The sequence below is a fragment of the Njordella aestuarii genome, from assembly GCF_056494165.1.
Genome location: NZ_CM151397.1, coordinates 2,266,624 through 2,286,125 on the forward strand (window position 1 = coordinate 2,266,624; position 19,502 = coordinate 2,286,125).

A 19,502-nucleotide genomic window follows, 5' to 3' on the forward strand; every position below is an offset into this window, starting at 1 on the left:
GCAGGCTTTGACAGGACGCACCATGACGAACAATTCAAATTCGGACTCGAGCTCGAGCGTTGAAGAGCTCAAACAGGTCGTACAATCGTTTGTATCCGAGCGGCAGTGGGAAGTTTTCCATTCGCCCAAGAATCTAGCGACGTCGATTTTGATTGAAGCGGCCGAACTAGCTGAGCATTTCCAGTGGCTGAGCGTCGAACAGTCGCGCGAACAGGCAAGCGGTTTGCCTGCCGATCATCCGATCGCGCAGGAGCTGGCCGACGTGTTGTCCTACGTGCTTGCGTTCGCCAACGTTAGCGGAATCGATTTATCGCAAGCCTTGCGATCCAAGATGCTGGCCAACGCATCCAAGTATCCACCGCCAAACTTATCAGAAGTCAGACTCGATACGCAGTCTGATAGCGTCGACACGTCTCAGTTTCCAACCATGGATGGCGGTTAAGCTGTCGTTGTGAATATGAATTCCGAAAACGTTGGCCAACTGGTTGAAGTCCAGTGTGGTGATGCTGTCAGGCTGAATGGTTTCCTTCAGTTTCCGCTGGTTGATTCCGACCGCTCGGAATTGTGGATGATAGTTCATGGCGTTGCGGGTAACTTTTACTCCTCGGCGTTGCTCGCCGGACTTTCCCGGACAGTTCGCATGGGTGGCTGTCACAGCCTGCGAATCAACACGCGTGGGCATGACCAGATTGCGTTTGCCGCCTCTGGAGCATTGCCGACATTGGTTGGATCTGCCTTTGAATCGATCGCCGACGCCGTGCAAGATCTCGACGCGTGGCTTCAGTTCGCTCGGCAGCACGGATTCAAGCGTGTCGGCTTGTTAGGACATAGCCTGGGCGCTATCAAGTCTGCTTACTTTACCATTCACGCGAATACCGATGGCGAAGTTACGGCTCCGTCAGAAAAATTGATTTTGATATCGCCGCCGCGGCTCCATTACCAATCGATGCTGGACGACGCTCGATTTGGAGACGCTTACCGTCGCGATTTGGCGGCCGCCGAGAAAGCGATGCAAGAGGGAGAGCCAGACCGACTACTGCGAATTCGTTTTCCACAGCCGTTGACGATCAGTGCAGGAACCTTTCTCGACAAGTATGGGCCGTCAAGTTTGTATGATTATCTAAGCTGGGCTGACCAACTGCCGCAAGCGACTTGGATTTTTGGTGAGCGCGAAGTGCGCGGGCAACGAAAGAATTTTTCTGACTGCGATCGGATGCTTGCGAAATGCATAGAAGGCAAAACGCAGCATTCCGTTGAGGTAATTGCTGACGCGGACCACAACTACAACGGTGTACGCGATACACTTTACGCATCGGTTCTGCGAGCGATCAGCTAGTTGTTCTGTGTTATAACCGAGCGAAATCGGTCGGGTCGCTTTTCGGTTGCTTCAATTCTGATATTCTGCAACTGTTCACTTCGAAACGCTAAATGATGGATGGAAAATATGGAACCAACTTTTGCCTTGGATGTGCTGTCGCGAATTTTCCACGTAGGGACCGCAATCGTCCTGGCCGGAGGCAGTGTCTACACGTTGCTCGTGCTATTGCCGGCGCTCCGGACGCTTGATTTGACCACTAAACAAATGGTTGTGGGCGGAGTGACCCGTTACTGGAAGCCCTTTGTCATGGGTGGAACTTTACTGCTGCTGGTCACAGGGTTCTACAATTATTTTCGACAGATGCCGCTGCACAAAGGGGATGGGCTTTATCACGCATTGATTGGAATCAAGATGATTCTAGCCTTTGGGATCTTCTTTATGGCCGCGGCACTTGTGGGACGCTCGCCAAAGCTTCAATCGATGCGCGACAATCGAGTCCGATGGTTGGGGCTGATTGTATTGTCTGCCGCCTTGATCGTGGCAATCAGTGGTATTCTAAAAGTCCGCGGTGCCGCTCCGTTGGTTGAAAATGCGGTCGATCCAGTGGAACAAGCGACTCCAGCTCAACCGCTGTCCGCGCAATAAAAGTTCTTTTTGCCATTTTAGGCTAGCGAGTGGACCATATCTGATTGGGAGGCGAATCAGCGATGCAGTTACCAAAGTTCTTTGCCGTTCAGCAAAAATTTGTCCGTCCGCAAGTCGCCGATATCACCAGCGAAGTTGCCGAACAGTTCGATGCACTAAGGATTAACTGGTCACTCTTCGAAGGAAAACGACTCGCAGTCACCGCTGGCTCGCGAGGCATTGCAGACATCCCATGCGTTTTGGCCGCCGTGGTTAGCTATCTCAAATCCAAATTGGCTAAACCGTTTGTTATCCCTGCGATGGGTTCGCACGGCGGTGCGACGGGCGCTGGACAGCAAGAGTTGCTCGGTTCACTGGGGATGACCGAAGAGGTACTTGGTTGCCCAATTGTCAGTTCCATGGAGACGATGGAAGTTGCTACGGCAGACGGTGGGTTTCCGGTCAATGTGTCGCGCGATGCCATGGAGTGTGATGGCGTTGTCGTCGTGAATCGCGTCAAATCACATACTCGTTTTGACGGCGAGATCGAAAGCGGTCTTATCAAGATGCTAATGATTGGGCTGGGGAAGCATGCGGGAGCGAAGATCTATCATCGCGTTTTGAATCATGGTGATTTTCAGGCAATCGCTAAATCAATCGCTCCTGTGGTTATCAAACAAGCGAACGTAATCGCTGGCCTTGCGATAGTCGAAAATGCGTTTGAAGAAATCGCCGAACTGCATGCTATACGGGGGGAGCAAATTGTGGAGCAAGAGCCTAAAGTCTTACAGCGAGCGAAAGAGTTGCTGCCGCGGTTGCCATTTCTGAAGGCCGATCTGGTGGTCGTTGACGAGATTGGAAAGGACATCAGCGGAACAGGGATGGATACGAACGTCGTTGGCCGTAAATTCAACGACCGCGTTGCTATGGCCAATGAAACGCCTCGGGTGCATACCTTGTACGCTCGTCGTTTGACCGCCAAAGCCGGTGGCAATGCATCGGGAATTGGGATTGCTGACATGTGTCACAAACAGCTTGCTGACGCCATCAATCTTCATAAAACCTATGTGAACAGTATCACCGCTGGGCATTTGTCGGCCGCTATGATGCCTACCGCGTTTGAAACTGATTTGGCGGCGTTTGATGCAGCCATGCAGCTGACACCGTGGCGACCGAGCGAATCGAATTCCGATTCGACGATCGCTTGGATCGAGAACACCAAGCGGCTCGAATGGATCATTTGCAGTGAAGCGTTCCGCGGTCAACTGGAAGCGACAAGTGCTCTGGCTAACAACTTGGTTGAGTGTGGTCTAAGCAAGCCGCTTGAATTTGATGAAGCTGGGAATCTGAAGTCGTTTGATGATCAGCTGCGAGCGATGCGGGGTTTTTGAAGATCGACAAGCAAATGTAGCTGGCTTGGCCTAGAAGCCGGGGGACGTGTTGGAAAGCTTTGCCGTTCCGCCACGAGCACTGCTGGACAAGCCAGCAGTGGCACCCGTTTTCAGGAAAAGAGTTTTAACGCAGATGCGGATTGAGCTAGCTGCGCACTTCGATCAGGTCTTCGCACGTCAGTCCGTATTCTTCTAGCAGCTTACGCAGCTTTTGTGTTGCTTCGCTATTCAAGCTGGTCATCGGAAGTCGCAGTTCGCCGGTGTCGCGGCCTAACAAATGCATTGCCATCTTGATCGGGATCGGATTCGTTGCCATCGAAAGAAGTTCACGGCACAGATAGAACAAGCGATGGTGTAAACGCTGAGCTTCTTGCATATCGCCAGCGGCAGTTGAACGAACGAGCTTAACAAGATCTGCTGGAACAATGTTTCCGACAACGCTGATAACGCCCTCTGCTCCAACGCTCATCATCGGTAGCGTCATCGAATCGTCACCGGAAAGCACCGTCAAGTTGGTCTGATTTAAGATCTGGGAACACTGATCCATCGAGCCCGTGGCTTCCTTGACCATCGTGATGTTCTCAAGTTCGGCGAGTCGAATAATCGTTTCCGGTTCGATGTTCTTGGCAGATCGGCCCGGAATGTTGTAGACACAGACGGGAATGTCGATGTCTTCCGCAATCGCCTTAAAGTGCTCGTAGAAACCCTCTTGCATCGGCTTGTTATAGTACGGTGCGACTTGCAACGTCGCATCGGCCCCTTCCTTCGCCGCCCGTTTGGTCAACCGCAATGCTTCCGCAGTCGAATTGCTGCCAGTGCCAGCCATCACTTTGCAACGTCCCGCTGCACGCTGAATGACTTCGCTGATAACACGGTCGTGCTCGTCATGCGTTAAAGTTGGCGATTCGCCGGTGGTTCCGACGGGCACTAGAAACTGGACACCGGCGTCGATCTGGAAGTCGACTTGTTCTTGTAGACGCGGCAGATCCAATTCACCATCGCGAAATGGGGTCACGATAGCTACGCCGACGCCTGCGAAATCACTGCCTTTGCGCACTGCAAAAATCCGAATCAAGAATGTGAATGGGAACGAAAAACATGCGGCAAAGTCCCAAAAAGACATGCCGCTTTGCCGATTAGGTTAACTCGATATTCAAATTTCGAACAGCCATAATTCGACTCTGACCTGTTTGAAAATCGGATCGGAAATGAAAAAAGACGGACTACCAACCCAGTCTAATTCGTGTTTTAGACCAGATTGGAAGTCCGCCTGGTTGGGAGTTTGCGAGGGAGTCGCAGCTCCAAGACGGTGACAATGCGGGCAAGCTACCGGGACTTAAGGCATTGGTTGAGTGATAAAGGAACGGTTCACGCGGACGCTTTCGTCGATTGGCCTCATTGTTGGTGGCAGGATTTCGGCGGTTTGGTGCGACGCTATACTCGACGAACTGCGACTGTTTCCGACCAACTTTCCAGGACGGTCTGCGCCGGCCGTAGGTGATGGCGGAGTTCCATTAACCGCGACGGTTTCCGCCGAATTGGACGAGCCGCCATTGTCGTTGGCTGGAAAGAACCCCTTCTTGAGGTGATCCAAAACGATCAATCCGCGATCGGGCCACGTTAAAGGACCTTCTGGCTCGACAACGGCTAAGCTGTCGTGGTTCGCGTTGGAATTACCAAGCCCTTGGACGGGAACGGTTGGAATATCGTCATTGAAAGCAAACGTTGGTCGTGGCGTGTACGGCTTAGGTCGTTCAGGACCGAGCGACTTCAGCTCGGGTGCATTCGTAGGTTGAACTGCCAAAGCATTTACGACGGCATCGCCACGACGTGGAATCGAAATTGGCGCAACCTTTTGATAAGGATACTGCTTGGGCAAATCGTGCTCGACCGAATTCTTGGTCAGCGACTCCACTTGGGAGAAGTTGTTTTCGCGAATCCAATGTGGCTTTCGTGTTGGTGTAAGTTCTACAACGGGATCGTCAAACCTAGTCCGCGTCATCACGGCCGAAAGTTCGGTAGCGTAATCGCCAGTCGCTCCCAACGTGATTGGCAGTTTTTCAACTGACGTGGAATTTTCTAAAGTTTTGTCGGTGACGAATTCAGGCATTCCGTAAAACCCGACATAAGCCGCTCCGCCCGCTAAGGCAAAAAAGGCATATCCGATTGCTCGCGCTGAATTTTTTGAGAACCGTGACATTTTTATTCAACTCCTCGATCAAATCTGACCTATCGACCGGGAATTGTGCGCGAAAACTTGGGTACAGGTTCAACAAATGTTCTCGAATGACCTAAGTTTTCCAAATGGCTGCACGCACAGTTTACCTACGGCCCAGATCTTCCATGCTCCAAATAATCCATCCAGACCCGACAATCGATACAAGCTTTGCTAGTGGAACTATAGCAGTCCCTGTTGTAGTGACAACAAAGCAGACTGCACGCCAAAGCCTTCCAATCCTGCACTTAATCAACGGCGAACATTTCTCAGGTGCAGAGCGAGTCCAGCAGTTGCTTGGTCAAAGGCTTGGTGAATCTGGTTACGACGCGCACTTTGCATGTTTGAAGCCAGGCAAGTTTGAGAAGCTGAGCGGTCTGCCGCTTGATCGGGTGCATGCGGTAGCTATGCAATCTAGGCTAGATACAACAGTTGTGTCACGCGTTTGTAGTCTGATTGAACAACATGGTGTCCAGTTGCTGCACGCACATACTCCAAGGACCGCGATGGTAGCAGCTCAAGTTGCCAAGCGAACAAAGCTGCCTTGGGTTTACCACGTTCATAGCCCGACCGTTCGCGATTCGAATCGACGCGTCGTGAACTGGCTGAATGGTATTGTCGAAAAACGATCGCTAAAAAATTGCGATGCGCTGATTACGGTTTCGCAATCACTGCGCGACGAAATGCTTGGCCGCGGAGTTCCCGCTGACAAGATCTACGTCGTTCCCAATGGCGTCGCATGCCAAGTGCCGATTCGACCCACCGAGCGATTGCAAAATTCGAAGTGGCGATTGGGCGTGGTCGCTCTCTTTCGTCCGCGGAAGGGACTTGAAATATTGCTCGAAGCGTTCGAGACACTTTGCGAGATGCCCAACGTAGATCCGGGGATGTTCGAGCTTGAGATTATCGGAGGCTTTGAAACGGAAGCTTATGAAGATAGCATTCGCGCGCAGATCGACATGATGGAGCATCGCGAGCAGGTTCAGTTGCGCGGGTTTGTCACAGACGTTCCGCAGCGGATGCGGGCGCTGGACTTGTTAGTGTTACCGAGCGTTTTTGGGGAGGGCATGCCGATGGTTGTTCTAGAAGCGCTGGCATGTGGTGTTCCCGTCGTGGCGACGCGCGTCGAAGGCACGCCCGAAGTGATCACTGATGGGCAAGAGGGTTGGCTTGCAGAGCCCGGGGATATCGAAGACCTAGCACAGACTTTGCGCCGAGCAACGCGGAGTCGTCCGCTATGGTGCAAAGCTTCGACGGCGGCGGCCAGACGCCAGCAAGACAAGTTTTCCGATGTTGCCATGTCTGCAGCTGTTGCTGACGTCTATCAACAGTTCGCGCTGTCTGCCATTGCCCCGAACTAAAACTGATCAAGATCGCTGCTATTTGCAGCTGATGGAAATGGTCAACGCCAGTACCATCAAGATCTTTGCTCAGAAGGTGGCTTGTTTAAGCAGCTTTGCGGAAACGCGCAATGTCGGACGCGTTTGGAGCTGGTTGTCTGTCGAGTTCCTTTCGCAACACTTTCAGATTCGGCGGAGCGTTGACGCCGATTCTCACTTTTTCTCCCGCGACTTTAACGATTGTAAGAGTAATGTCGTTACCCAGTTGTACTTGTTCTAACTGGCGGCGGGATACGATGAGCATAGTTGGAAATCCGTTTCCGTATTGCGATGGTTCAAGGGTTAAGTTGTTAAAGACTATGAGGAAAGCAACTCACGGGCGGACACTGTTGAATTCGCGGCGTCGGTGTCTAGAACCTTGACTACTTCGAAACTACCGGTTCGCGTTCCTTGCGAGTCATAGGTTAGTATCCGATCGCTTTGAAAATCATGGACGGCGACTATTCGTACACTACGTGGTCCATGCAAGCAGAACAGTGTTCCGCATAAGTTACCTTGCTTGTTGATCAGTTGTTCGGTCATCGGGAATGCGCCGGGTACCAAGTCGTTTTCTTCGCTGAGTTGGTGTTCAACCCAATTGCGAATTTGTTGATCACGACTTATTTCCGATTGCATCATCGTGGCGGGACTCCTTCAAGTTGCGAAAACTCGTTCTGCGGTCGCAAAACGAGCACCTCTGTGCGGAAGATATCGGCGATCACTGTCAGAAGGAAAAGTACCACTTCGATTGTTCCAGTTAGAGCAAGCAGACCGATCGTGACGCCTACCCCTGGCATTTTTTGCGATAGAATTCCAAGGTTCGCGGGACTTCTTCAGAGATTAGAGAAAGTGGTCACCGTTTGGAAAAAGGACACTTTTTCCTCGATGTTCCTGGTTCCCAGGCTCCGCCTGGTAAACCACTGCACTGCAGGCTCTGCCTGTGCATTGTTGGGTCACCTGTCACGCGAGAAGAGAGGCAGAGCCTCTAAGACATTTCATTCCCAGGCAGAGCCTGGGAACGAGTTACCGAGTTAAAATTTAGGTACAATACGCGATGTTCCTGGTTCCCAGGCTCCGCCTGGTAACCCACTGACCTGCAGGCTCTGCCTGCGCATTGTTGGGGCAACCGTTACGCTAGAATAGAGGCAGAGCCTCCAAGGCGTATCATTCCCAGGCAGAGCCTGGGAACGAGGTAAAGACATTAACTTCTTGAGCTATCGAAAAATGAAAACTTTCAATTCAGTTATGGCGATTTGTTTAAGCCTGGTGGTAGTCCCCCAACACGCAAACGCGCAGGAAGCGCCAGGCAAAGTAAAAACTGACACCGTGCTCAAAGTCCCCGGCGAATTTCAATTTACGGAAGGTCCCACGTACGACGGATCACGATTCGTCTACTTTACCGATATACCGGCGAATCGCATTCACCGGTTGGACATTATCGCGTTCCTGAGCGATGTAAAAGTTGCGCCCGAGGTGTTTTTAGAAAACACCAATTCCGCCAATGGACTCATGATCGACGGTAACGGTAAGTTGATCATGTGCCAAATGGGCGGACTGATTTCTGTAGTCGACGTTTCCTCGAAAACGAGAACGCCGTTGGCCACGGATTTTAAAGGAGTTCGCTTCAACGCCTGTAATGATTTGACGATCGATCGTGAAGGCGGCCTCTACTTTACCGATCCACGCTACGCCGCTCCAGAACCTTGGCCGCAAACGATCGAAGCTGTTTACTATCGCGCGGCCGATGGCAAAATCGAACGAATCGCCGAAGATATGATTGCGCCGAACGGTATTGTTCTGTCCCCCGATGCAAAAACGCTGTATGTATTGCCAAGTATGCAACGCGACATGATCGCCTTTGACGTCACAGGCCCAGGTCAGATATCCAACCGACGCGTCTTTTGCAAAGTCGATCCCAAAGAAGGCATCGCCGACTCTCAATCAGGAGGAGACGGCGGCACCATCGACACTCAAGGCCGGCTCTATGTTACGACGCATCAAGGCATCGATGTCTACAGTCCGACTGGAGTGCGCTTGCAGACGATCGAAGTACCCGAGCAGCCCGCCAATGTTTGTTTCGCTGGTCCCGAGCGACAGTATTTGGTCGCCACAGCCAGAACGAGCGTTTATGTTATTAAAACAGACGCCACGGGAGTCGCTCCGTTGGGCGCATTGAAGTAATCTTGCAGCAGCGTGACGATTCAGACTGCTGAATAGCAGCGTCTAATTGTGACTCAGTTGTGCGTTTCAACCTTAGGAGTTCGTTCGATGCCTACGCCGCCAATTGACCGACGAGATGTACTGAAATTGACGCAAGCCGCAGTGGCGACCGCAATGGTTTCGGGCTTGGCCAATGGTGGCGCCGCCCAGGCAGGCTTTACGGAGCAACCGAACGTGGCTGAGAAGAATATGATCGGTGCTTACGGCGAATGGGCCGCGAATCGAATCGGCGAGCGTCTAGGGGAGTTGTCGTTTCTCCGCGAGGAATTTAGTGACGTTGACCAATGGCGAGCCAAAGCACGCGAGCGCGTTCGCTTCCACTTGCAGCAACCTGATCCAACTCCGGTGGCCGAAGTTAGAACCGATAGTGAAGTTAGAACCGATAGTACGGAGATCCTGGACGGAGTCATGATCGAGCATCTGAGCTGGCAGCTACCTTTCGGGCCTCGAACAAGAGCGTTGTTGCTAAAGCCAGAAAATGCAGTTGGCAAATTGCCTGGCATACTTGGCCTTCACGATCATGGTGGCATGAAGTTTTTCGGAGTCGACAAGATTACCAAGACAAACGCCAAGCAACATCCGATGATTGTTGACCATCAAGCTAGCGACTACGGTGGTTTTGCATGGGCGAATGAATTTGCCAAGCAAGGTTATGTCGTATTGGTTCATGATGTCTTCACCTTTGGTTCGCGGCGTGTCTTACCGCAGGACTTGCCGGAACGACTGACAAGGAACCTTCCAAGCATGGAGGGCGATTCTTCTGAGATGGTACAGGCGTACAACGATTTTGCTAGCGATCATGAGCACTTGATGGCCAAGAGCCTTTACTGCGCAGGCACGACGTGGCCGGGTGTCTTTACTTGGGAAGATCAACACGCTCTGGATATATTGTGCGCCAGGCCTGAAGTTGACGCCGAACGTGTTGGATGTGCTGGACTTTCTGGCGGAGGGCTACGCACGGCTTATCTGAGCGGTCTGGATGACCGCATCCGATGTGCGTGTTGTGTCGGTATGATGACGACTTGGCGCGACTACTTGTTACACAAGGCTTATACGCATACATGGATGATTTACATTCCGGGATTGCCCAACTCGCTGGACTATCCAGAGATCATGGCGATGCGTGCTCCACTGCCAACAATGGTCTTGAATAACAACGAAGACCCGTTGTTCACTTTGCCCGAGATGCAGCGAGCAGACGTGATGATGAAGTCTATTTTTGCCAAAGCCGGTGCGCCCGACCGCTACCGATGCTCGTTCTATCCAGGCCCACATAAGTTCGATGCAGCGATGCAGGTCGAGGCTGCAGGTTGGTTTGACCGATGGCTGAAGGCCTAATTTCGCAGTGTTAAGAGCCCGCGATATTTGAGCAAACGATCTTTTGATCAAACGAACTATAGGGAAGGTGCCGTCGACGCAGGAATTGCTAGAATGGCGTCAATAAGTCTGGCGTTAGCCGATTTCCCACCTTTGAACCTCTGGATGTTTGCATGCGATTGTCTCTGTGTAACCTGGTGTTATCTGCCTGCTTGTTCGGTTTTGTGGCCTCTCCCAGCGAAGCGCTTCTCGCAGTTGAGCCTGTGAATGACAAGCTCGACGTCGATAAGAATGATTGGCCGTGGTGGCGAGGGCCGACGCGAAATGGTGCTGCCAACGATGATCAAACACCGCCAACGCAGTGGAGCGAGACGGAGAACATCCGCTGGAAATCGAAGATCGACGGAAGGGCTTACGGTTCACCGATTGTGGTAGGTTCGCTCGTCATCCTGGCGGCCAGCGACGAAACAAGCGGCTCGCAGTCGCTTTTGGCTTTTGATAGAGAAAATGGCGAGCCGGCTTGGCAAACGGTTGTGCATGAGAGTGGTGCGTTGCGAAAGAATGAAAAATCGACGGGCGCATCAAGCACTCCGGCTTGCGATGGTGAGCGCGTCTACATTAATTTCGCAAACAAAGATCACCTGATAACAAGTGCATTAGATTTGCAGGGAAAGATCGTCTGGCAAACGGAAGTCTCACACTACCAGGAACACCAAGGCTATGGCGCATCGCCGGCTCTCTACCAGCATCTTGTGATCGCGACGTCTGATAACAAAGCTGGAGGAGCGATCGTCGGGCTTGACCGTACGAGCGGCGATGTAGTTTGGAAACGCGATCGGCCGACCAAGCCAAACTATGCTTCGCCCATTGTTTTGCATGCGGCGGGGAGGGACCAAGTTGTCTTGGTAGGCTGCGATAAAATTGTGAGCTATGACCCGATGACGGGCGAGACGATTTGGGAAACCGACGGGGCGACGACCGAATGTGTCACTTCAACGCTCACTGATGGTGAGCGAATTTTTACCCGCGGTGGTTATCCTCGCAATCATATGTCGGCGATCCGCGCCGATGGCTCGAACAAAGTCGACTGGCAAAATGATACGCGGTTGTATGTGCCTTCGATGGTTTTTCGCGATGGCTATTTGTACGGCGTTTTGGACGCGGGAATTGCTAGTTGTTGGAAGGCTGACACGGGCAAAGAAATGTGGAAAGCAAGAATCGGCGGTACATTTTCATGTTCTCCGGTACTAGTCGGTGAAATGGTCTATGCGACGAACGAAGCGGGCGAAACGACGATCTTCAAAGCGGACCCAGCAGCCTATGTAAAAGTTGCGCAAAATTTACTTGGCTTTGACATATTCGCGACGCCTGCAATTTGCGGTGGCCACATTTATCAACGCATTGCGATGCAAGACAGTTCTGGGGCGAGACAAGAATATCTCGTTTGCATTGGCAATTGAGTGTTTTTGAAAGTTGACCTGCGTTGACTGCACTGAAACGGAATTGTGTCTAGGGGCGGTTAAACCAAGTTTGGACAGATTTTTGGACTGCGTGTAGTCACCGTTGCGGCCTTCATCTGAAAAGAGGAATTGCCGCTTTTTTATTGGCAATTTATGGCGAATTCCCAGATGCAACGGCCTTTCGGCGTTGACCTTCGCAGACTTTACGCGATAACTTGGGGCCCGTTGAGTGCATCATTTTGAGCGGCACTTACAAAACATCTGATCAGCAAGAATTGCGTTTTGCATTACAACTCTCTGCATGGATTGCAGTGGTGTAACTCGACACTTCTTCGGTGGTGCTCGATGTTCCGATTGGTTTAGTCTGAATCGTTAGCCTTTTGTGCCTTGGTTTGGCATGAGATGCGCTGATGAAACGATTGACGAATCATTCGTTGTTGCAGAATAACTTTATTTAGAAGAACAATCGCGATGACAGGTGAAGAACTTGAGTTGCTGCGTCCTGAGATTTGGGACCACCTCTACATTAATGGTCCGTCGCCGATCGATCAGATTGCCGATCGAATGCAATTGGATGTCGCGCAAGTAAAAGAAGTAGTAGATCATTCCTGGTTTCACATACGTGATGAAGTTGTAGAGATTGCATCAACTGCGGAGTAAACGCATCTCTTTCCTTGGCCGTATGATTGTGTAGGCAAACTTGTTGAAAGCTTTCAGAGGGGTCCTGTTTCCGATGGTCGTGGCACAGCCTTTCAAATATTGCAGTCTGTCTGGAGTATGCACAATTGAGTAGTTTATTGATGGAGCGTCACGAAACCGAAGAGCATTTGATCAAGGTTTCGGAGTCGACGAAGGAAACTGACCGAAAGTTACTGATCGATAGTCGCCAGTACGCCAAAGAGGATATCCGCCAGAGTTGGTGGCATTTCGCCACAACTTTAGTAGCTCTTGCTGCCTCTGTTGCAGTCGCAGCGTTCGTTGACGTATTCATGATCAGGCTCTTTGCGAGCGTGATCATTGGCCTGTTGTTCGTGCGAATGTTCATCATTTACCACGATTATCAACATCAAGCGATTCTGAAGGATTCGCGGCTCGCCAACGCCATTTTGACCGTGTATGGATACCTGATGTTGACGCCCCCAAGTGTGTGGCGTCGAACTCATAATCACCATCATCGCAATAACTCTAAGCTCTTTGGCGCAAGCATTGGTTCCTTTCCCATCATGACTTGCCGGCAGTATGCAGAAGCAAGCTGGGCACGCAAACTGGAATACCGAATTTCGCGCAGTCCATTGATCATCGTCTTTGGGTATTTTTCGGTCTTCCTGTTTGGCATGACGCTCCTGCCAATGATCACGGACTTTCGTCGTCACTGGGATTCGTTGCCTGCATTGCTTTGTCATTTTGGTTTGACGGCCGCATGTGTTGTTTTCAGCGGTTGGGAAATGGCGACGTTTGTCTTCCTGCTGCCAACATTTATCGCGATGTGTTGTGGATCGTATCTTTTTTATATCCAACACAATTTTCCGACTGCAAAAATTCGGCATTGTGAAGAGTGGAGCTATACCGACGCAGCGCTGCATTCGTCCAGCTACCTTCACACGGGGCGGGTGATGCGATGGTTTACAGGCAACATTGGTTACCACCACGTTCACCACTTGAACGCCAAAATACCTTTCTATCGGCTTCCAGAAGCGATGGAAGGCTTGCCACCGCTGCAATCGCCTTCGACGACTTCGCTTCGAATTGCTGACATTCTGGCTTGCTTAAGACTGAAATTGTGGGATACCAAGTTAGATCGTTTTGTTGGTTACAACGACCCAGAATCCTTGGAAGTAGCCGTAAAGCCTCTTGAAATAGATAGCTTTCAGAAAATTGCTTAAATAAAAAATTAGTGTGGCACGAGGAAACTTTACAACTATTCGTCTTTTACCGATGGACAACGGTCTGTAAGGTAGTCACAATCCGCGTATGAGATCGGTTTCTTGGCAGATAGAGCCATCTTTTTTTTAGATCTTTCAATGACTGCCGCTGCAGTATTATGGCCATGCAAATCGTCGCCGAACTCGTGTAGAGTAACTTCTATCATGAAATCATTAACGACCGTTGCGCTCAACCAGATGCTGTAGGAATGTTCAAAGAGTTTCAAGTGGGCGACTCGGTCCCGGTGTCCAATTGATCCAATAGATAATGAACGGGACATGTATGGAGTTTGGTTATGGGAAAGAAACTGTACTGCGGCAACCTGAGCTATAATGTGCGATCTGCACAGCTCGAGGAAATGTTTTCCGAGTTTGGTAGCGTAGTAAGTGCTCAGGTTATCGAAGATCGCGATACAGGACGAAGCAAAGGTTTTGGCTTTGTCGAAATGTCGAGCGACCAAGAAGCTACGGCAGCAATTAATGGCCTTAACGGTCAAGATCGCGATGGACGCAGTCTACAGGTCAATGAAGCGCGACCACGCGAAGAACGATCTGGTGGTGGTGGCGGCGGTTACGGCGGTGGTGGCGGCGGCAGTCGTGGTGGTCACGGCGGCGGCGGACACGGCGGCGGTGGCGGCGGTGGTGGCGGCGGACGCCGCGATCGCTGGTAATTGAAATCGATTTTGCGAATAGCTTAACGAACAACTGACCGCGAGTTCTGGAAAACTAGAGCTCGCGGTTTTTTATTGCGCCCACCAATGTTATCGCCCCTATTAACAGTCAGTTGCGGGCGAACGTACGTAACGGCGAGAGTTAAGAGTACCCCTGCGGCTAAACTGTTAAACGATGGTCGGATGTGCTTTCTATGTTAGACCTCGTCCAACGCCGACGTTGCGTCGCCAAAGCTATCGAGCTCGATACCCATCTTGTTCATCATGCTCATGTACAGCCGACACATCTGGCGATCGGACTGGCCAAGGTAATCAAGATTCTGTCCGCCTTGAATCTGTCCCCCTGCTGTCCCCAACATGACGACTGGCAACTGCGATGCGTCGTGATTCCCGTTGATCATGCTTGAGCACAACATAACCATCGAATTATCTAAGAGTGTACGTTCGCCTTCCTGGATCGCGTCCATCCGACGCGCAAGATAGGCCATTTGTTCCAAGAAGAATTGATTGACCTTCAACCAATCATCGCCGTCGCTGTGGGATAGCAAATGATGGATCATGTAATCCACGTTCAAGTGCGGAAAGCGAAGCGTACCGTGGTCATTGTTCAACTTAAGAGTGCAGACTCGAGTCGTGTCCGTTTGGAACGCTAGAATCAGTATGTCGCACATCAGTTTCATATGCTCGACGATGTCTTGAGGATAGCCATCTTCCGGTCGAGGCATGTCAGGTTGCTCCAATGTCGGCCGGAAGCCTTGGACTTCGCCACGGCGTCCAGCTCGCTCGATTCGCTGCTCAACCTCCCGAATCGATTGAAAGTATTCATCCAGCCTTTGACGATCGAGGCTACTGACCCTTCTCTGTAGATCAGAAGCGTCGCCAAGCACTGCGTCGAGGACGCTGGCATCGCCCTGCTGGTTTGATTCCTTGAACAGTTGATCGAACGCGAGAGCGGGATAGACCTCCAGAGGCGTAGGCGTCGTTGGACTGCTCCAAGATATGTGAGAACTGTAAAGCATCGAGTAGTTTTTATGAACCGACGGATTGGCTTTCTCACACCCAAGCACAAGGCTCGGGATCTTCGTTTGGTTCCCGATTCGTTGCGCGACCACTTGGTCCACGCTGGTTCCCGTTTGAATGGTGCCACCCGAAGCGAGCGGTGCCCCCGACAGCAAATTGCCCGTCTGTGAGCTGTGGATGTTGCCTTTCAAAGCTTCGGCGTTATAGAGACCACGAATGAAGGTCATGCGATCGCGGAAATCATTTAGCGGCTGCAGGACTTTGCCCAATTCCATGTTTGGCCCCTGGCCTTTTGCCCACCACTCGCGGCTATGAAATCCGCAACCAGCAAACAGGATTGCCATACGAGTCGGAGCCTCCTGGTGCTCGGACGTTCCTGAACCTTCGTCGCCCCAGACTCGAACGGACTCCATCCAGGGCAATGCCATGGTTACACCCAGCCCGCGAAGCAGGTTTCGACGATCCAAATAGAAATTCTTCATTCTGTATCTCATTTCAAAAACGGCTTAGTTGTCTGAAAATTGGCTACCGCGGATGTTGCGGAACTGACTACTGGTAACGATGGCTTCAATTGCCACGCTGGTTCGGTAACCGCTACGCTGAAGAGATTCGTGCATGCTTTCGAGTAGTGGTTCATCTGATAACATGACTTCTCGGCCAAGCGCGTAGCCTAACAGCTTGCGGCAGAAGAGGCGCACAAAATCATCACGGCGTTGATTCGCCAGATAGTCGCGCAATCCGCCGAGACCTTCGATTTCAGTGCCATCTTCTAAAGTCGCTGTCACATCACCGGCGTCTGTCAATCGGCGACCGATCGCATCGTAACCCTCAAGCGCAAAGCCATATGGGTCGATGTGCATATGACATTTAGCACAAGCTGGCTCCGAACTATGCAGCTCAATCAGTTGCCGAGCCGTCAGACCGCTTGGAACCGTCTCCGGCAAAGTCGGTACATTTGCAGGCGGCCGCGGCAGTCGTTCGCCAAGCAACGTTTCGTAAACCCAGTTGCCTCTCAAGATGGGACTTGTACGCGAAGCTCCCGATTGGCTTGCCAGGACAGAAGCCATACCAAGCACTCCGCCTCGACCTTGACCTCGCACCCCTTCAACGCGATGCCAGTTATCTGAATCTGGTAAAGGCAAATTGTAGTGCGCTGCTAGACGAGGATTCACGAACGAGTAGTCTGCATCCAAAATGTCGAGCACCGAGCCATCGTTGCGAAAGAGATGTTCAAAGAATAAGACGGTCTCTTCGTACATATCACCGCGAAGTCCTGCGAACTCCGGAAAGACCTCTTCGTTTTTGTCATCGTTCTGATCGAAATCGCGAAGGTGCAACCATTGGCAAGCAAACTGTATCGCAAAACGACGCATGCGTGGATCTCGGAGCATGCGGTTCGCTTGAGCCGCAATCGCTCGGTCAGTAACCAACGCGGGGGCCGCATCAGTGAGCGACTTGTCTGGAATCGACGACCATAAGAAATAGCTTAATCGCGATGCAAGCTCGTGCGCTGGAATCGCTGTCGCTTCGCCGCCGCTCCCGGGTGTTTCGATTTTATAGAGAAACGAAGGGGCGGTTAAAAGCCTCGCAATCACTAACCGCAACGCCGCGTCATGCGAAAGATCTTTTGAACGTAGCGTCTGATAGAAGCTGAAGATTTCCTGCCGTTCCGAAGAGATCAGCGGTCGACGCCAAGCCGCTGCGGCGAAGTCAACCACTGCATGGATCTGAACCGGCTCGCTCTCGATCATCTTGGCGCGGAATGCGTCAGCTCGATCTGCAATCGGTTTACGTTTCTCCGCAAAGACGTCGACGAGATCCGCGCGATCTTGAGTAGCGAACTCGGAAAGCTGTTCCAATGCCACGGTCAACGCAATAGGCTCTTGGCTTACGAAGTACAATTCATCCCACAATTGATCAAGTCTTGCTGATTCTGCATCATCCAACATCAATTTCTTTAGATAATCATCTTCACGATAAAACAGCGACAGCGTCACTACTTCATCTACCGGCACTATTTTTGTATAGCAAAGGGCGGCAGGAAAGAGTTCGCGAAACTGATCGATCGCGGCATTAGCTGTCGTACGAAGTTGTCCGTCTGTGCCGACAAGGTATTTCATCAGCAAGTTTTCAGGTTGCTGCGATGAATTCGAAGTTGACACGCCAATTGCGACGTTTCCGAACGACTGCGAACCATCTGCAAGCTTGGCCGTTAGAGTCAGTGTAGCGCCGGGAAGTAGGTCGCCGGGGATTGTGAACTTTGCTTTCGTTACCGAATCGCTTGATACTGCGGGTGTGCGTTGCGCATACAGATCGGTAAGCGAGACTGATCGGGCTGGAGACGCATCGGTTGCCGCATACTCTAGCTGGATGTCATGCCAATGCACCTGAGGCGCATGTGAATTGAGGCCGAGCGCCGTTTCCGACAAGGTAACTACCAGGTTTTCCGAAGACTGTGGTAGTTCGACACGAAACGTGTGTGCGTCCAAGTTGATCGGAACTGGTTCCATCCAGCGACTGGGCCCGCCTTGATGGCCCAGGTGGCCGATCGAATTGAACTTCCACAATTCACTTTGTGCAGTTTTGATCATTCCGATCAAATGAGGCAGGCTATCGTTCGTCGTTTTTCGCCACGCCTCCCGCAGCTTAGCCATCGGCAACGCGTTACTAGCAGTGTCATATCCCGTCAGTTGGTTCCAGAGGTTGGTTAGGTACTTTGCATCGAGGTTTTCACGACGAGCGATCGCAGCAATACTCTCTGGCGTGGGATCAGCATTGTCACGTAATTCAATTGTCGCTCGCAGATAAGCGGCTAGCGGAATGCCGCCGCCTTCATTGGAAATGGCCCCCACTCCTTCAACGCTGATTGAATTGCCCTCGCTACGTTCGGTGTGGCGTGCGTAGAGCTCCCGAATGTCGGCCTGCAGTTGAATCGCTTGGTCGCTTGTAGAAGTCGCCGGCGAGAAACGTACGCCTGTCGGTACCAGCATTGCGTGTTCTGCCACTTTTTTTGCAGCGTCGAAGTATTTCTGCACGAGAGCTGGAGACATGCCTTGTCCACTGCCAGTGTTCGTGAATCCTTCGCCAGCCGCACCATCGACGGGAAACTCAGAAGCTGGTTCGAGCGATTCGACTCCGGTTAAATCACGTATCGTGTAAGAGTATTCTGCATTGGTCAATCGTCGCAGAATCACCGGCCCTGGATCGCCAGCTCGGGAAGTCGCTTCTTGCTGTAAGAACGACTTGATCCAGCTTTCGAGCAGCTTTTCGTGCTCCGTTGGCATTGGTTCAGCGTCCGGTGGAGGCATCTGATCGCTATCAAGAACCGCCCGCACTTTCAGCCACATCGGTATCTGCCCACGCAGTTGGTCGACCGAACGAACAGAGTCTAGTGCAATGTCGGCTTCGGCCGAATCACCCGAATGGCAATCGTAGCAGTGTTGTTTTAGCAGTGGTTCGATCTGACTCTGGAAGGCGGCGTCGGTAATCAATGGCTCGACCCCTTCTTCGGCGACTAGTGCTGAGCCGAAAGCGAGCAGCAGTGCTAAGCTGGCGCTCATGCACCGAGCTATTATCGAAGTTGAACCTTCAAGTTGCGTGGTCATCGGTAGTCAAAGACCTAAGATAAAAGCATGCGATGCCGCGGGGGTTCGTAACCGTGTGCTCTGCATTTCCATGTCGTAACTTAACACCGACTTGCTCAGAATAAGAGCACTGGATTGTCGGTGAAGGATCCAAGACTCGAAATTAGTAGCTGAACATTAGAGAAAGCAAAGGGAATACGGGCCTTTGAAAATCACAAGGCGCAACCGCGACAGAAGCCGGCTTCTTTTGTATTGGTGGGGTAAAGGTAGGCAGGATTGCACATCAGCCAGCAACCAACTCAGTATACTGACGCTTTTGTGCAACAAACCCAGTATACACCTTCCAAACGCGGTGTAAATCATCGCAAGTAGCGGCATGTA

The 19,502-nt window shown here is 51.6% G+C and carries 17 protein-coding genes; 11 read left to right on the top strand and 6 right to left on the bottom strand.

Annotation, left to right across the window (positions count from 1 at the left end; all coding sequences use genetic code 11):
• Positions 1–22 precede the first annotated feature (22 nt).
• The 4 genes from SH451x_RS08700 to SH451x_RS08715 all read left to right on the top strand — a co-directional run bounded on the left by SH451x_RS08700 (position 23) and on the right by SH451x_RS08715 (position 3,333).
• Entirely contained in the window at positions 23–442 is a 420-nt protein-coding gene (locus tag SH451x_RS08700) for a MazG-like family protein (RefSeq protein WP_479362059.1), read from the top strand.
• Between the two features lie 15 nt (positions 443–457).
• On the top strand, positions 458–1,336 hold the full coding sequence (locus SH451x_RS08705) for an alpha/beta fold hydrolase (RefSeq protein WP_479362060.1): 879 nt from the start codon (positions 458–460) through the stop codon (positions 1,334–1,336).
• A 108-nt stretch (positions 1,337–1,444) separates the two neighbouring features.
• Positions 1,445–1,963 carry a hypothetical protein gene (locus tag SH451x_RS08710; RefSeq protein ID WP_479362061.1) on the top strand — a complete coding sequence of 173 codons (519 nt, stop codon included), beginning with the start codon at positions 1,445–1,447 and terminating at the stop codon, positions 1,961–1,963.
• A gap of 62 nt (positions 1,964–2,025) precedes the next feature.
• Positions 2,026–3,333, top strand: a complete 1,308-nt coding sequence (locus SH451x_RS08715; RefSeq protein ID WP_479362062.1) for a nickel pincer cofactor-dependent isomerase, group 22 — start codon at positions 2,026–2,028, stop codon at positions 3,331–3,333.
• Between the two features lie 145 nt (positions 3,334–3,478).
• Here the strand turns inward: SH451x_RS08715 and dapA are convergent, their stop codons facing one another.
• Together dapA and SH451x_RS08725 are read right to left on the bottom strand one after the other, a co-directional pair.
• Positions 3,479–4,456, bottom strand: a complete 978-nt coding sequence (gene dapA / locus SH451x_RS08720; RefSeq protein WP_479362063.1) for a 4-hydroxy-tetrahydrodipicolinate synthase — start codon at positions 4,454–4,456, stop codon at positions 3,479–3,481.
• 213 nt (positions 4,457–4,669) lie between these two features.
• Positions 4,670–5,533 (bottom strand): hypothetical protein, encoded by an 864-nt coding sequence (locus tag SH451x_RS08725; protein ID WP_479362064.1) that lies wholly within the window; start codon positions 5,531–5,533, stop codon positions 4,670–4,672.
• Between the two features lie 143 nt (positions 5,534–5,676).
• On the opposite strand from SH451x_RS08725, the gene SH451x_RS08730 reads away from it, so the two are divergent.
• A complete protein-coding gene (locus SH451x_RS08730) occupies positions 5,677–6,909 on the top strand; it encodes a glycosyltransferase family 4 protein (RefSeq protein ID WP_479362065.1) in 1,233 nt (410 codons plus the stop codon).
• Between the two features lie 85 nt (positions 6,910–6,994).
• Here SH451x_RS08730 and SH451x_RS08735 read toward each other — a convergent pair whose 3' ends face one another.
• Both SH451x_RS08735 and SH451x_RS08740 read right to left on the bottom strand, forming a co-directional pair.
• Entirely contained in the window at positions 6,995–7,192 is a 198-nt protein-coding gene (locus tag SH451x_RS08735; protein ID WP_479362066.1) for a carbon storage regulator, read from the bottom strand.
• A 53-nt stretch (positions 7,193–7,245) separates the two neighbouring features.
• Positions 7,246–7,566 (bottom strand): hypothetical protein, encoded by a 321-nt coding sequence (locus SH451x_RS08740; RefSeq protein WP_479362067.1) that lies wholly within the window; start codon positions 7,564–7,566, stop codon positions 7,246–7,248.
• Between the two features lie 585 nt (positions 7,567–8,151).
• On the opposite strand from SH451x_RS08740, the gene SH451x_RS08745 reads away from it, so the two are divergent.
• The 6 genes from SH451x_RS08745 to rbp all read left to right on the top strand — a co-directional run bounded on the left by SH451x_RS08745 (position 8,152) and on the right by rbp (position 14,517).
• Positions 8,152–9,108 (top strand): SMP-30/gluconolactonase/LRE family protein, encoded by a 957-nt coding sequence (locus tag SH451x_RS08745; RefSeq protein ID WP_479362068.1) that lies wholly within the window; start codon positions 8,152–8,154, stop codon positions 9,106–9,108.
• A gap of 87 nt (positions 9,109–9,195) precedes the next feature.
• Positions 9,196–10,485, top strand: coding sequence for a dienelactone hydrolase family protein (locus SH451x_RS08750; protein WP_479362069.1), 1,290 nt, complete (start codon positions 9,196–9,198; stop codon positions 10,483–10,485).
• A gap of 152 nt (positions 10,486–10,637) precedes the next feature.
• Positions 10,638–11,924 carry an outer membrane protein assembly factor BamB family protein gene (locus tag SH451x_RS08755; RefSeq protein ID WP_479362070.1) on the top strand — a complete coding sequence of 429 codons (1,287 nt, stop codon included), beginning with the start codon at positions 10,638–10,640 and terminating at the stop codon, positions 11,922–11,924.
• Between the two features lie 471 nt (positions 11,925–12,395).
• On the top strand, positions 12,396–12,584 hold the full coding sequence (locus SH451x_RS08760; protein ID WP_479362071.1) for a hypothetical protein: 189 nt from the start codon (positions 12,396–12,398) through the stop codon (positions 12,582–12,584).
• A 140-nt stretch (positions 12,585–12,724) separates the two neighbouring features.
• A complete protein-coding gene (locus SH451x_RS08765) occupies positions 12,725–13,807 on the top strand; it encodes a fatty acid desaturase family protein (RefSeq protein ID WP_479362072.1) in 1,083 nt (360 codons plus the stop codon).
• Between the two features lie 335 nt (positions 13,808–14,142).
• A complete protein-coding gene (rbp, locus tag SH451x_RS08770) occupies positions 14,143–14,517 on the top strand; it encodes an RNA-binding regulator (RefSeq protein WP_479362073.1) in 375 nt (124 codons plus the stop codon).
• A gap of 197 nt (positions 14,518–14,714) precedes the next feature.
• Here rbp and SH451x_RS08775 read toward each other — a convergent pair whose 3' ends face one another.
• Complete coding sequence (locus tag SH451x_RS08775; protein ID WP_479362074.1) at positions 14,715–16,019, bottom strand: DUF1552 domain-containing protein; 1,305 nt, start codon at positions 16,017–16,019, stop codon at positions 14,715–14,717.
• 24 nt (positions 16,020–16,043) lie between these two features.
• The gene (locus SH451x_RS08780) at positions 16,044–19,142 is read right to left on the bottom strand and encodes a DUF1592 domain-containing protein (RefSeq protein WP_479362075.1); all 3,099 of its coding nucleotides are present in this window, start codon (positions 19,140–19,142) and stop codon (positions 16,044–16,046) included.
• Between the last annotated feature and the right edge of the window lie 360 nt (positions 19,143–19,502).